The sequence below is a fragment of the Streptantibioticus ferralitis genome, from assembly GCF_029223525.1.
GTDB classification, from domain to species: Bacteria; Actinomycetota; Actinomycetes; order Streptomycetales; family Streptomycetaceae; genus Streptantibioticus_A; species Streptantibioticus_A ferralitis.
Map to the genome: position 1 here is coordinate 31,578 of NZ_JARHTQ010000020.1, position 13,953 is coordinate 45,530.

The following is a 13,953-nucleotide window of genomic DNA, read 5'->3' on the forward strand; positions in this document are numbered from 1 at the left end:
GGCCGCGCCGTCACAGAGACGACAGTGCACGCGGACCCAGGTCGGTACGGGCCGGAGGGTGCGCCAGCCGCACGGTCGCGCCGAGCACGGTGACCCCGAGCCCGCGGCGGGCGACCACCACGGGTTCCAGGTGGACGGAGACCACCTCGGGCAGGTCGTCGACGAGGCGGGAGACCCGCAGCAGCGTCTCCTCGAGGGCGGCGGTGTCGGCGGGCTCCGCTCCGCGCCAGCCGAACAGCATCGGCGCCGCCTTGATGGTGCGGACCAGCTGGGCGGCGTCGCGGTCGGTGACGGGGATCAGGTGGTGGGCCAGATCACCGAGCAGCTCCGAGGCGGCGCCCGCCAGGCCGAAGGAGAGCACGGAGCCCGCGGCCGGGTCGACTGCGGCCCGCACCACGGTGTCGACACCCCGCGGAGCCATCGACTGTACGACCGGGAGGACTTCGGTGGGCTTGCCGAGCCGCTGGGTCAACTCCTCGTATGCGCGCCGAAGTTCACCCTCACCGGCGAGGTCGAGGCGTACGCCGCCGAGGTCGGCGCGGTGCCGCAGATGCGGGGCGGTGGCCTTCAGCGCCACCGGGTAGCCGAGTCGCCGGGCCGCCGCGATGGCGCTCTCGGCGCCGGGTGCGGGCAGCGCGGCCCGTACCTCGATCCCGTACCGTCCGAGCAGCGCCCGCCCCGCCGCGTCGTCCAGGGTGACGCCCCGCCCGCCCTCGGGCTCGGTCGCGTCGAGCAGCCGCTCCACATCCGCCCGGGCCGCCGCCTCGTCGATCCCGTCCAGTTCCGGTACCCGTCCCGGCGTCGCGTCCTCCCGCCGCCAGCGGGCGTAGCGCACCGCCTCGGCCAGTGCCCGCACCGCCCGCTCGGCGGCGGGATAGGCGGGGATCCGGGACGCCCGGCGGGCGGTAGCGCCGTCGGTGTCCGCGGGGGCCGCCGCCATGTCCTTGGGCGCCTCGTCGGCCCCGCCCAGGCGGTCGGCGAGGCGGTCCAGGGCGAGCTGGACCACGGCCACCGGCTTGGTGGCGGACGCGGCCGCAGCGCGCAGAGCCGCCGCCAGCGACGGGTCGTCGCCGGAGTCGGGGTCATGGGCGTCGACCGCGCCGACCCGTGGGATCGCGGTGACGAGCACGGCGTCCACCGCGCCGTCGGCCAGCGCCTCGGCCAGCGCGTCGTGGAAGTCGCCGGGCGCCGCCCCCGTCGTGAGGTCGCGCGGCGGCGCCGGGCGCAGTCCCGCGCTCAGGCACGCGTCGTACGCGAGCAGTCCCAGCGATTCGGAGTTGCCGAGGATGGCGACCCGCTCGCCCGCCGGGAGCGGTTGGTGCGCCAACAGCGCGCCGGTGTCCAGGAGTTCGGTCACCGTGTCGACCCGGATGATCCCGGCCTGCCGGAGCAGCGCGGAGACCGTGGCGTCGGGGATGCGGGTGACGGGAACCGTGTGGCCCGGCGGCAGGCTGCCGGTGTGCCGGGCGCCCTTGACCACGACGACGGGTTTGACGGCGGCGGTGCGCCGCGCCAGGCGGGTGAACTTGCGCGGGTTGCCGATGGATTCCAGGTACATCAGCGCCACGTCGGTGTCGGGATCGTCGTGCCAGTACTGCAGGAGGTCGTTTCCGGACACATCGGCGCGGTTGCCCGCCGAGACGAAGGTCGAGATGCCTCCGAGGCCCGCGCCGCGCCGGTGCAGCCCGGAGAGCAGGGCTATGCCGATGGCTCCGGACTGGGTGAACAGTCCGAGCCGCCCCGGAGGCGGGGTCTCCGGTGACAGCGAGGCGTTCAGCCGCACTGCCGGGGCCGTGTTGAGCAGGCCGAAGGCGTTGGGCCCGATGACGCGCATGCCGTAGGACCGGGCCTGGCGGACCAGGGCGCGCTGGCGCTGGCGTCCCTGCGGACCGGACTCGGCATAGCCGTTGGCGACCACCAGCAGGCCCTGGACGCCGTGTGCCCCGCAGTCGGCGACGGCGTCCGGTACCGCCGCGGCGGGCACCGCGAGGATCGCCAGGTCGACCGGCTCGTCGATGCCCGCGACCGAGCGGTAGCCGGGGACGCCTTCCGGTTCCAGAACGTCCATGCCCTGCGGGAAGTTGCGGTTGACCGCGTACAGGCGGCCGGTGAATCCGCCGGCGAGCAGGTTGCGCAGCATGGTGCGGCCGACTCCACCCTCGGCGCGGCCGGTGCCGATGACCGCGACCGAGCGGGGGGCCAGCAGCCGCTGGACGGAGCGGGCCTCGGCGCGCTGCTCGCGGGCGCGCATCACGGCGACCGAGGCCTCGGTGGGCTCCAGGTCGAGTTCGAGCCGCACCACGCCGTCGGTGAAGCTGCGCTGGGCGGTGTAGCCCACGTCCGTGAAGACTTTGATCATCTTCCGGTTAGCGGGCAGCACTTCGGCGTCGAAGCGGCGGATGCCGTTCTCGCGGGCGACGGCGGCGATGTGCTCCAGCAGTGCGGAGGCGACGCCCCGGCCCTGGTGGGCGTCCTGCACGAGGAACGCGACCTCGGCAACCCCGTCGTCGAGCCGGTCGTAGCGGACGGTGGCGATGAACTCGCCGCCGACCATGGCCGCCAGGCCCACCCGGTCAACGTAGTCGTGGTGGGTGAAGCGGCGCACGTCCCGGTCGGAGAGGCGGGGGTACGGGGCGAAGAAGCGGTAGTACTTCGACTCGTCGGAAACCTGCTCGTAGAAGCTGACCAGCCGCCGCGCGTCGTCGGCTGTGATGGGACGGATATGCGCGATGCCCCCGTCACGCAGCACCACGTCCGCCTCCCAGTGGACGGGGTACACCGGTGTGCGCGAGGTCTCCATGGGCGCAAGGGTAGGCCGATCGCAACGGATCGGCGCTGCCGCGTGCGGCGATCGGCGCATGGCACGCTGGTGAGGCGTCCGGCACACCCGACGACCATGGTTAACTGGTCTAGACAACTGGAATCATCAGAAGGGTTGAACCATGGCTGAGCGCCGCGTCAACGTCGGTTGGGCCGAGGGCCTGCACGCCCGGCCCGCGTCGATCTTCGTCCGCGCCGCGACCGCCGCCGGCGTGCCGATCACGATCGCCAAGGCCGACGGCAACCCGGTCAACGCCGCCTCCATGCTCGCCGTGCTCGGGCTGGGCGCACAGGGCGGCGAGGAGATCGTGCTGGCCTCCGGCGCCGAAGGCGCGGAAGAGGCGCTCGACCGCCTGTCCAAGCTGGTCGCCGAGGGCCTGGACGAGCTGCCGGAGACCGTCTGAGACTTCTCCGCATCCATTGCGGTGAATGGCGGTGCCAGGTATCCGTGAAGATACCCGGCCCGCCATTCGCATATCCCCAGGGAAAATGACCGCATAATTTCCCACGGGTTTGTATACGGCATGGTTGTTAAATACGGTCGCGTCTCGTGTTTACAGCATGTTTCAGCCGGTGCGCCGCTGCCGCCCTGGCGACATGCGCGGCGGCTATCTCACGTGCCCGCGGCGCGTCGCGCCGGGCCACCGCGTCGGTGATCGCCGCATGCTCCTCCCAGGTCCCGGCGGCCCGGCCGACCTGTTCCACCGCGTACATCCACGAGATCTTCCGCCGCAACTGCGTGAGCAGCGAGGCGAGCCCAGGACTCCCCGACGCCTGGGCCAGCGTCTCGTGGAACCAGCCGTCCAGCGCGGGCAGATCCGACAACTGCCCTTCCCTGCACCGCCCCTGACCCAGCCGTACCAGCCCGCTCAGCACCCGCAACTGCTGCTGGGTACGGCGCTGAGCGGCCCGCGCGGCGCCCAACGGCTCCAGCAGCGCCCGCATTTCCAGCAGGTCGCCGGCCTCCTGCTCGGTCGGCTCGGCGACGGTGGCGCCCGCGTGCCTGCGGGTACGGACGAACCCCTCGGACTCCAGGGTGCGCAGGGCCTCCCGCACCGGAACCCGGGACACCCCGTACCGCTTGGCCAGCAACTCCTCGGTCAGCCGGCCGCCGGGAGCGAAGAATCCACTGACGATGTCGTCCCGGATCGCGGAGCACACCGTGCGCGCGGAAATACGCCGCACCGCTCCGCCGGTACCGTCCACTTCCGATCGCGTTTTGCCGGTCACCATTCCCAAACTGTATTCCAAAGTGGTGGCGGTTCCGTCGGCCGGGAAGAATTCGGCGCATTCTCGCGGCTGGCCGTCGCAGCGCCGTAACGTGCCCGGGCCCCGGTTCCCCATCGGGGTACCGGGGCCCGGTGCGCGGGTGAGCGGGCGGCTAGCCGCGGACCACGCTGACCGGGCCGATGCCCAGTTCCCTGACCGGCTGCTCGATAGCCGAGGCGTCGCCCACCAGGACGACGACCAGACGGTCCGGCGCGAAGGCGTTGACCACGGCCGCCGTCGCCTCGACGGTGCCGGTCGCGGCCAGCCGCTCGTACAGCCGCGCCTGGAAGTCGTCGGGAAGGAACTGCTCGACCTGGTCCGCGAGGGTGTCGGCGACCGCGGCGGCCGTCTCGTACTTCAGCGGTGCGACACCGACCAGGTTCTGCACCGCGACATCACGCTCGTCGTCGGTCAGACCGCCCTCGGCGAGCGTGCGCAGCACCTGCCAGGTGTCGGCCAGCGCGGGAGCCGTGACATCGGTGGCCACCGAGCCGCTGATCGCCAGCAGCGAGGCCCCCGAGCCGTCCGGCGCCGAGCGCAGCACCTGGCCGAAAGCGCGTACCCCGTAGGTGTAGCCCTTCTCCTCGCGCAGCACCCGGTCCAGCCGCGAAGTCAGCGTGCCACCAAGGCAGTACGTGCCGAGCACCTGCGCGGGCCAGACCATGTCGTGCCGGTCGGGTCCGGTACGCCCGATGAGCAACTGGGTCTGCACCGCGCCCGGCCGGTCCACGATCACCACCCGGGTGGTGTCGTCCGTGGTGATCGGCGGCATCCGGCGCGGCGCCGCGGTGTTGCCGGTCCAGGCGCCGAGGGTACGGTCGAGCACCGCGTCAAGATCGATTCCGGTCAGATCGCCGACGATGACGGCGGTCGCGGTGGACGGACGTACGTGCTCGGTGTAGAAGGCGCGCACCGCGTCGGAGTCGATGTCGGCCACCGTCTCCTCGGTGCCCTGCCGGGGCCGGGACATCCGGGACTCGGCCGGGAACAGCTCGTCGGACAGCGCGACCGCGGCGCGGCGGGCCGGATTGGCCATCTCGTGCGGGATCTCGTCCAGCCGGTTCTTGACCAGCCGGCTGACCTCGCTCTCCGGGAAGGCGGGCGCGCGCAGCGCGTCGGCCATCAGCCCGAGCGCCTTCTCCAGCCTGGAGGCGGGGACTTCGAGCTGGACCCGTACGCCGGGGTGATCGGCGTGCGCGTCCAACGTGGCGCCGCAGCGCTCCAGTTCGGCCGCGAACTCCTCGGCGGTCAGGGTGTCGGTGCCCTCGGAGAACGCTCTGGACATGATGGTGCCGACGCCCTCGAGACTGGCGGGCTCGGCGTCCAGCGGTGCGTTCAACAACACCTCCACCGCGATGACCTGCTGGCCGGGGCGGTGGCAGCGCAGCAGGGTCAGGCCGTTGGGCAGGGTGCCGCGCTCGGGGGCCGGGAAGGCCCACGGCTTGGCGGGGCCCGCCTGCGGCTGCGGGTGGAACGTCATCGTGCTCTGCGCGGTGTTGGTCATCGGGCGTCCTCGCCGTCTTCCTCGACGGGGCCGACGGTCGGGCCCTCGGGTCCTTCCGGGGCACCCTCGCGCCCGGTCGGTTCGTAGATCAGTACCGCCCGGTTGTCCGGCCGGAGCCGGGCCGCGGCCACCGCCTTGACCTCTTCGGGCGTCACCTCCAGTGCCCGCTGGACGGCGGTCAGCGCCAGCTGCGGATCGCCGAACAGCACGGCGTACCGGCACAGTTCGTCGGCGCGACCGCCGACGGTGGTCAGCCTGTCCAGCCACTCGCGCTCCAGCTGGGCCTGGGCCCGCTCCATCTCCTCCGGCGTCGGCCCGTCCTTGGCGAACCGGGCCAGCTCGTCGTCCACTGCGGCCTCGATCTCGGCCGCCTCGGCACCGCTGGAGGCCTTCACGTCCAGCCAGCCCAGCGAGGGCGCACCGGCCAGCCGCAGCAGACCGAAGCCCGCGCCGACCGCGGTGCGGTCGTGCCGGACCAGCCGGTTGTGCAGCCGGGAGGACTCGCCGCCGCCGAGCACGGTCAGCGCGAGGTCGGCGGCGTCCGCCTCACGGGTGCCGTCCGGCGGCAGCCGGTAGGCGGCCATCAGGGCGCGGGAGGGCACGTCCTCCTCGACGACCTCGCGCAACTCCCCGCCCATCACCTCGGACAGCGAACCGTCGCGCGGCGTGGGCTTGCCGTCGTGCGCGGGGATGGAGCCGAAGTACTTCTCGATCCAGCGCAGCGTCCGCTCCGGGTCGATGTCGCCGACGACTGCCAGGACCGCGTTGTTCGGCGCGTAGTACGTGCGGAAGAACTGCCGGGCGTCCTCCAGCGAGGCCGCGTCGAGGTCCTCCATCGAGCCGATCGGCGTGTGGTGGTACGGGTGGCCCTCGGGGTAGGCCATGCCGGTCAGCCGCTCGAACGCGGTGCCGTACGGGACGTTGTCGTACCGCTGGCGGCGCTCGTTCTTGACGACGTCGCGCTGGTTGTCCAGGCTCTCCAGGTCGAGCGCGGTGAGCAGGCTGCCCATCCGGTCCGCTTCGAGCCACAGCGCCAGCTCCACCTGGTGGGCGGGCATGGTCTCGAAGTAGTTGGTGCGCTCGAAGCTGGTGGTGCCGTTGAGCGAGCCACCCGCGCCCTGGATGAGCTCGAAGTGGCCGTTCCCCTTCACCTGCGCGGAGCCCTGGAACATCAAGTGCTCGAAGAGGTGGGCGAGTCCGGTGCGGCCCGCGACCTCGTGGCGCGAGCCGACGTCGTACCAGAGGCAGATCGCGGCGACCGGCGTGAGGTGGTCCTCGGAGAGCACCACCCGCAGCCCGTTGGCCAAGCGGTGCTCCGTCGCTGTCAGGCCGCCGGATTGTGCCTCCGACGAGGCCATGTGAGCCATGGGCTAGCTGTCCTTCCGGTCGCGGTGTCGATCGTGCCCCACTCTAGGCAAGCGCACGGACAGGTCGCGAAGTTCCCGGTATTCCGGCTGGGGTGTCGCACGGCCGGGGCCGGGGGCCGGGGCGATCATGACGGGTCGTGGTCCGGGCTGTCAGTGGGGCGGTCCACAATGGAGCCGACAGATCCCGACCAGGTCCGCCCAAGGAGCAGCCGCGCGATGGCCCGCCGCAGCACGAAGACCCCGCCTCCGGACGATTTCGAGGAGCGCATCCTCGACATCGACGTCGTCGACGAGATGCGTGCCTCGTACCTGGAGTACGCCTACTCGGTCATCTACTCACGTGCGCTGCCCGACGCCCGTGACGGGCTCAAGCCCGTGCAGCGCCGGATCATCTACCAGATGAACGAGATGGGCCTGCGCCCCGACCGCGGGTATGTCAAGTGCGCCCGGGTCGTCGGCGAGGTGATGGGCAAGCTGCACCCGCACGGTGACGCCTCGATCTACGACGCGCTGGTCCGCATGGCGCAAGACTTCTCGATGCGGATGCCGATGGTCGACGGGCACGGCAACTTCGGTTCGCTGGGCAACGACGACCCGCCCGCCGCGATGCGGTACACCGAGTCGCGCATGGACCCCGCCGCGATGCTGATGACCGAGTCCATCGACGAGGACACGGTCGACTTCGCGCCCAACTACGACGGGCAGGAGCAAGAGCCGGTCGCGCTGCCCGCCGCGTTCCCGAACCTGCTGGTCAACGGGTCCTCCGGGATCGCCGTCGGCATGGCCACCAACATGCCGCCGCACAACCTCGGCGAGGTGATCGCCGCCGCCCGCCATCTGATCAGGCACCCCAACGCGGACCTGGAAACGCTGATGCGGTTCGTCCCCGGTCCCGACCTGCCGACCGGTGGCCGGATCGTTGGCCTGTCCGGCATCCGCGACGCGTACGAGAACGGGCGCGGCAGCTTCAAGATCCGCTCGACCGCCACGATCGAGGACGTCACGGCGCGCCGCAAGGGCATCGTCGTCACCGAACTGCCCTTCGCCGTCGGTCCGGAGAAGGTGATCGCGAAGATCAAGGACCTGGTCGGCGCGAAGAAGCTGCAGGGCATCGCCGACGTCAAGGACCTCACCGGCCGCCAGCACGGACTGCGCCTGGTCATCGAGGTCAAGAACGGATTCAACCCGGAAGCGGTACTGGAGCAGCTCTACAAGTTGACGCCGATGGAGGAGTCCTTCGGCATCAACAACGTGGCGCTGGTCGACGGCCAGCCGCTCACCCTGGGCCTCAAGGAGCTGCTGGAGGTCTATGTCGACCACCGCTTCGACGTGGTGCGGCGGCGCAGCGAGTTCCGCCGGAGCAAGCGCAGGGACCGGCTGCACCTGGTCGAGGGGCTGCTGGTCGCGCTGCTCGACATCGACGAGGTGATCCAGCTCATCCGCTCCAGTGAGAACTCGGCGGAGGCCAAGCAGCGCCTGATGGAGCGCTTCTCGCTCTCCGAGGTGCAGACGCAGTACATCCTGGACACCCCGCTGCGCCGCCTGACCAAGTTCGACCGGCTGGAGCTGGAGGCGGAGCGCGACAAGCTGAACACCGAGATCGCGGAGCTGACCCGGATCCTGGAGTCCGACACGGAGCTGCGCAAGCTGGTCTCCAGCGAACTGGCGGCGGTCGCCAAGAAGTACGGGTCCGAGCGGCGCACGGTGCTGCTGGAGGCGGCGGGGGCGCCGGTGTCCGCGGTGCCGCTGGAGGTCTCCGACGACCCGTGCCGGGTACTGCTCTCCGCCACCGGGCTGCTGGCCCGCACCTCCAACGGAGAGCCGTTGGGCACCGGGGAGGGCAACCGCACCAAGCACGATGTGATCGTCTCCGCCGTGCCGGCCACCACGCGTGGCGACGTGGGTGTGGTGACCTCGGACGGCCGGCTGCTGAGGCTGTCCGTGATCGACCTGCCGACGCTGCCGGACACCGCCACGACGCCCAACCTCGCGGGCGGCGCGGCCGTCTCCGAGTTCGTGTCACTGGCGGAGGACGAACGGGTGCTGTGCCTGTCGACGCTGGACGAGTCCTCGCCGGGGCTCGCGCTCGGCACCGAGCAGGGCGTCGTCAAGCGGGTCGTGCCGGACTTCCCCGCGAACAAGGACGAGTTCGAGGTCATCGCCCTGAAGGAGGGCGACCGCGTCGTCGCCGCCGCCGAACTGCGCACCGGTGAGGAGGATCTGGTTTTCATCACCGATGACGCACAGCTGCTGCGCTATCCGGCCGGGCAGGTACGGCCGCAGGGCCGTCCGGCGGGCGGTATGGCCGGTATCAAGCTGTCGGCGGGCGCCAAGGTGATCTCGTTCACAGCGGTGGATCCGGCGTCGGACGCGACGGTGCTCACGGTGGCCCGCGCCGAGGGCACGCTGGACGGCGCCGCCCAGACGACGGCCAAGCTGACCGCGTTCGACCAGTACCCGCGCAAGGGCCGGGCCACCGGCGGCGTCCGCTGTCACCGGTTCCTGCGAGGTGAGGACGGCCTCGCACTGGCCTGGGCGGGCCCCGCACCGGTCCGCGCCTGCGCGGCGGACGGATCCCCGGTGGAGCTACCGGAACCGGACCCGCGCCGCGACGGCTCGGGCACCCCGCTCAACAAGCCCATCGCGGCGGCCGCGGGCCCGGCGTAGCAGTCCGGCACCGGCCGGGCCCGAGCGCTCGGGCCCGGCCGGCGGATCTTCGTCGGACGGGGTCAGCCCAGCCGCCCCGGCGCATCTTGGCGGGTGCGGTGAACCGGATTGTCCGGCGCGTCCTCAGCGGGTGCGGTGAACCGGGTGAACCGTATTGTCCGGCGGATCTTCGTCGGGCTTCGGCCAGTTCCGGGCAACGCCGGGCGATGACCTCGGCCATCTCGTCGTTGCGGCGGGCGCACGGCTTCCGCCGCGACGTCGATCAACCACAAACGCCCTGCACCGGCACCGGCACCGGCACCGGCACCGGCAGCTCCAGGCGAACCGCACCTGCGAAGACCCGCCGGACCGGATCCCTGCCGACCGGACCGTCCCCGTGCCGGGCGAGGCGAGCCTCGCCGGACCCGCAGATTAGGCTCGCCTGTGTGACCACATGCGCGACCGTCTCCAGGGATCTGGCCGAGCCGTCGGCCGCGACGGCGGCCAGTGCCCGTACCTGGCTGCTGCTGGAACAGCCGGGCCCCTGGGGTGCCAAGGCCTTCACCTCCAGCCATCTCGACCCGCGGATCGGCCGAGCGCTGGAGGCGGCGGCCGCCGGAACCGGCGTACGGCTCGCGCTGATCCGCAGGCCCGGACGCCATGCCGACCGCCACCAGCCGCAGCGCAGAAGGGTGTTCGCCGCGCACACCGTCCCCGGCGCCTGCTGGCTGCGCACGGCCGAGGTGGCGGACCCTGCCGAGTTGCTGGCACTGGACTTCGGACGGCTCGGCCGCGGTGAGACCTGCGATTTCGGCACGCCCCACCAGGGCGAACCGCTCGCTCTGGTGTGCACCAACGCCAAGCGGGACCGCTGCTGCGCCCTGCTCGGGCGGCCGCTCGTCGCCGAACTGGCGGCCTCCGGAGCCGGCGAGGTCTGGGAGGTCACCCACCTCGGCGGCCATCGCTTCGGGCCGACGATGCTCGTGCTGCCGTACGGATACGCCTACGCCCGGCTGGACGCGGCGAGCGCCAAGGGGATCGTGGAGGCGGCCCGCGACGGCCGCATGGTGCCGCGGCACTGCCGGGGCCGCTCCGCCTTCGAACGCCCTGGGCAGGCCGCCGAGTTGACGGTCCGTTCGCTGATCGGCGAGGACCGGGCCGAAGTGCTCACCGTGGCCACCGCCGAGGGCGCGGAGGGCCGTTGGACGGTACGCGTCACACACACCGACGGCCGGGCCTGGAGCGCGCTGGTGGAACAGGTGGCGGTGGCCCCGGCGCGCCCGGAGAGCTGCGGCGCACAGCCGGGTACCCCGACGCGTATGGAGGTCCGCTCGCTCCATGAGGAACCGCACGGGTGGCTCCCCCCGTGACCAGGGGGAGCCACCCGTCGCACCGCCGTCGTGGTTACCGGGCCTTCTTCACGTAGTCGTTGGTGTAGGTCTTGGACAGGTCCACCTGGTGACCCTTGACCGTGGGGTCCCAGGAGGACAGGACGTTCAGTACGGTCTGCGGACCGTCGCCGGGCATCAACCCGTCCGGTGAGTACATGCCCTTCTCGTTCTCCAGCGCCTTGGTGTAAGTGTCCTTGCCGACACCCGCGTAGTAGTCGGCGGGCATCTTGTCGGCGATCTGCGCCGCGCTGTGCGTGTTGATCCACTTCAGTGTCCCGACGAAGACGTCGACCAGCTTCTGGACGACCTCGGGGTTCTTCTGGATGTAGCCGGTGGTCAGATACAGGCAGGATGCCGGGTAGGTGCCGCCGAGCGCGGCCTTGGCACCGGCCGCCGTGCGCATGTCGACGAGCGGCTTGGCCAGGCCCTTCTGCTGGAGGATGGAGATGGTCGGCTCGGTGGTCATCCCCGCGTCGATCTGCTTGTTCTGCATGGCGGCGACGAACGTCGACCCGGCGCCCACCGCGACCGAGGTGGCGTCGCTGGTCTTCAGGCCGTTCTTGGCCTCCAGGTACTGGGTCAGGAAGTTGGTCGAGCTGCCGAGCCCGGTGACGCCCAGCTTCTTGCCCTTGAAGTCGGCGGGCGACTTCACCGAACCCGCCTCGTCGGTGCGGACCATCTCCACCTCACCGGGCGCCTGCAGCAACTGGACCACGGACTGGGTGGCCTTGCCCTTCGACTGCAGGTCGATGTTGTGGTCGTAGAAGCCGACGACCGCGTCCTGCTGCCCCGCCAGCATGTCGGTCTCGGCGTCCACTCCCGCGGGTTCGTCGGACAGCACCGCGTTGATGCCCTGCGCCTTGAAGTAGCCCAGCTTCTGCGCCAGCATCACCGGCAGGTAGATCTGCTTGTCCAGGCCACCCACCATGATCCGTACGGTGGACTCGCCCGCCGCGTTCTTGGGCGCGGTCTTCGCGGAGTTGCCGCCGCAGGCGGAGAGGGACAGGGCGAGGGCGGTACAACTCGCCACGGCGAGTACGGAGTTCTTGACCTTGACCGGCTTCATCGCAGGTCTCCTTACGGAACGGGGAGGGGAAGGGGATTCACAGACCGGCCGTGTCGCCGGACAGTTGGGTCGGACGCCAGCGCAGCACGCGCTTCTCGAACCGGGTGATCAGAAACTCGGCGGCCAGGGCGAGGACGGCGATGATGATGATCCCCGCGTAGACGCCGTTGGCGTTGAAGTTGCCCTGCGCCTGCTGGATGAGCTGCCCGAGCCCGGCCTGGGCGCCGAGCACCTCGCCGACGATGGCGCCGATCAGCGCGAAGCCGAACGCCGCGTGCAGGGAGGCGACGATCCAGGTCATCGCCGAGGGCAGCACGACCTGCGAGGTCACCCGCCATTCCGAGGCGCCCAGGATGCGGGCGTTGGCGATCAGGTTGCGGTCGACTTCGCGAGTGCCCTGGAAGGCGTTGAAGAAGACGGAGAAGAAGACCAGCACCACGGCGAGCGCCACCTTGCCGGACGGCCCGAGGCCGAACCAGATGATGAACATCGAGCCCAGCACGACCCGCGGGATGGAGTTCCCGGCTTTGATGAACGGCGCCATCACCTCGGCCAGCGCGTGGATCCGCCCCAGCGCGATGCCCAGGACGACGCCCGCCAGCGTGCCGATGAGGAAGCCGAGGACCGTCTCCTCCATGGTCACGCCGATGTTGTGCCAGATGGATCCGGTGGAGGTGCCCTGGGTGAACCAGGTCTTCAGCTGATCCAGCACGCCGGAGGGCGAACCGTAGGTGAAGGAGTCCAGCACTCCCTGCGCCGAGGCGAGTTGCCAGCCGCCGATCACGAGGACGACGAGTGCGATCTGGGCGCTGAGGATCAGCAGCCTGCGGCGGCGCCTGCCCGACCTGGCGGCCCGCATCAGCTCGGCGGCGTCCTGGTCGTCCAGCGACGGGATCAGGGTGTCGGTGGTGGTCATCGCGGCTGTCCGATCGTGTCGTTCGTACGGGTCGCCTCGTTCGTACGGGGCTCGTTCACGGCGGGCTCGTGATCACGTACCGGGCCGGAGCCGGGCTCCGGGGCCTGCTCGGGGCGCGGCGACTCCCCGGCCGTACGGGCATACGCCAGCTGCACCTCGTCGCGCAGGCTGGTCCAGATCTGCTCGTACAGCTCGACGAAGCGCGGATGGAAGCGGATGTCCTGCACCTTGCGCGGGCGCGGCAGGTCGATGGCGAAGGTGTCCTTGACCGTCCCGGGGCCGACGGTCAGCACCACGACCTTGTCGGCCAGCGCGATGGCCTCCTCCAGGTCATGGGTGACGAAGACGACGGCGGGGCGGGTCAGCTCCCACAGGCTGAGCAGTTCGTCCTGGACGATCTGCCGGGTCTGGACGTCCAGCGCCGAGAACGGCTCGTCCATCAGCAGGATCTCCGGCTCGTTGATCAACGTCTGGGCGAGTGCGACGCGTTTGCGCATGCCGCCGGAGAGCTGGTGCGGCAGCCGGTCCTCGAAGCCGGACAGACCGACGCGGCGCAGCCAGTCGCGTGCCTTCTCGATCGCCTCCCGCTTGCCGACGCCGCGGAACTGCGGACCCGCGGCGACATTGTCGAGCACCGGCTTCCAGGGGAAGACCGCGTCGGTCTGGAACATGAAGCCCACCCGCCGGTCGATGCCGGTCACCGGCTCGCCGTGGATCAGCGTCTCGCCGCGGCTCGCCCTCTCCAGGCCGGAGACCAGGGACAGGGTGGTCGACTTGCCGCAGCCGGTGGGACCGACGACGGCGCAGAACTCGCCCGGTGCCACGGTCAGGTCCAGGTCCCGCAGGGCGGTGTAGACCCCGCCTGAGGGCGTACGGAAACGTTTGGTCACCGTGCGCAGTTCGATCGCCGGAGCCGTGCCGGTCGTTGTCTGGTTCGCTTGTGCAGCCACTGCTGTTGCACCACCTTGGGGCGG

At 71.2% G+C, this 13,953-nt stretch carries 10 protein-coding genes; 3 read left to right on the top strand and 7 right to left on the bottom strand.

All coding sequences use genetic code 11. The features are described 5' to 3' along the window. Positions 1-10: 10 nt before the first annotated feature. Positions 11-2,800 (bottom strand): bifunctional acetate--CoA ligase family protein/GNAT family N-acetyltransferase, encoded by a 2,790-nt coding sequence (locus P2L57_RS26200; RefSeq protein ID WP_275818541.1) that lies wholly within the window; start codon positions 2,798-2,800, stop codon positions 11-13. A gap of 142 nt (positions 2,801-2,942) precedes the next feature. On the opposite strand from P2L57_RS26200, the gene P2L57_RS26205 reads away from it, so the two are divergent. Next, positions 2,943-3,224 (top strand): HPr family phosphocarrier protein, encoded by a 282-nt coding sequence (locus tag P2L57_RS26205; RefSeq protein ID WP_275818542.1) that lies wholly within the window; start codon positions 2,943-2,945, stop codon positions 3,222-3,224. A gap of 127 nt (positions 3,225-3,351) precedes the next feature. On the opposite strand, the gene P2L57_RS26210 is transcribed toward P2L57_RS26205, so the two are convergent. The 3 genes from P2L57_RS26210 to P2L57_RS26220 all read right to left on the bottom strand — a co-directional run bounded on the left by P2L57_RS26210 (position 3,352) and on the right by P2L57_RS26220 (position 6,960). Then, positions 3,352-4,053, bottom strand: a complete 702-nt coding sequence (locus P2L57_RS26210) for a GntR family transcriptional regulator (protein WP_275818543.1) — start codon at positions 4,051-4,053, stop codon at positions 3,352-3,354. A 148-nt stretch (positions 4,054-4,201) separates the two neighbouring features. Next, positions 4,202-5,593, bottom strand: a complete 1,392-nt coding sequence (locus tag P2L57_RS26215) for a M16 family metallopeptidase (RefSeq protein WP_275818544.1) — start codon at positions 5,591-5,593, stop codon at positions 4,202-4,204. Then, a complete protein-coding gene (locus P2L57_RS26220; protein WP_275818545.1) occupies positions 5,590-6,960 on the bottom strand; it encodes a M16 family metallopeptidase in 1,371 nt (456 codons plus the stop codon). The genes P2L57_RS26215 and P2L57_RS26220 overlap by 4 nt, the downstream gene beginning before the upstream one ends. Before the next feature lie 216 nt (positions 6,961-7,176). Here P2L57_RS26220 and P2L57_RS26225 point away from each other — a divergent pair, with 216 nt between their 5' ends. Next, positions 7,177-9,627 (top strand): DNA gyrase/topoisomerase IV subunit A, encoded by a 2,451-nt coding sequence (locus P2L57_RS26225; RefSeq protein WP_275818546.1) that lies wholly within the window; start codon positions 7,177-7,179, stop codon positions 9,625-9,627. A gap of 425 nt (positions 9,628-10,052) precedes the next feature. Further along, positions 10,053-10,976 carry a ferredoxin family protein gene (locus tag P2L57_RS26230; RefSeq protein ID WP_275818547.1) on the top strand — a complete coding sequence of 308 codons (924 nt, stop codon included), beginning with the start codon at positions 10,053-10,055 and terminating at the stop codon, positions 10,974-10,976. 34 nt (positions 10,977-11,010) lie between these two features. Here P2L57_RS26230 and P2L57_RS26235 read toward each other — a convergent pair whose 3' ends face one another. From P2L57_RS26235 to P2L57_RS26245, 3 genes are read right to left on the bottom strand one after another with little or no spacing between them, the layout of a single operon-like run. Next, complete coding sequence (locus P2L57_RS26235) at positions 11,011-12,063, bottom strand: ABC transporter substrate-binding protein (RefSeq protein ID WP_275818548.1); 1,053 nt, start codon at positions 12,061-12,063, stop codon at positions 11,011-11,013. Between the two features lie 37 nt (positions 12,064-12,100). Beyond that, complete coding sequence (locus P2L57_RS26240; RefSeq protein ID WP_275818549.1) at positions 12,101-12,979, bottom strand: ABC transporter permease; 879 nt, start codon at positions 12,977-12,979, stop codon at positions 12,101-12,103. After that, entirely contained in the window at positions 12,976-13,929 is a 954-nt protein-coding gene (locus tag P2L57_RS26245; protein WP_275818550.1) for an ABC transporter ATP-binding protein, read from the bottom strand. Before P2L57_RS26245 ends, P2L57_RS26240 begins: the two co-directional genes overlap by 4 nt. Between the last annotated feature and the right edge of the window lie 24 nt (positions 13,930-13,953).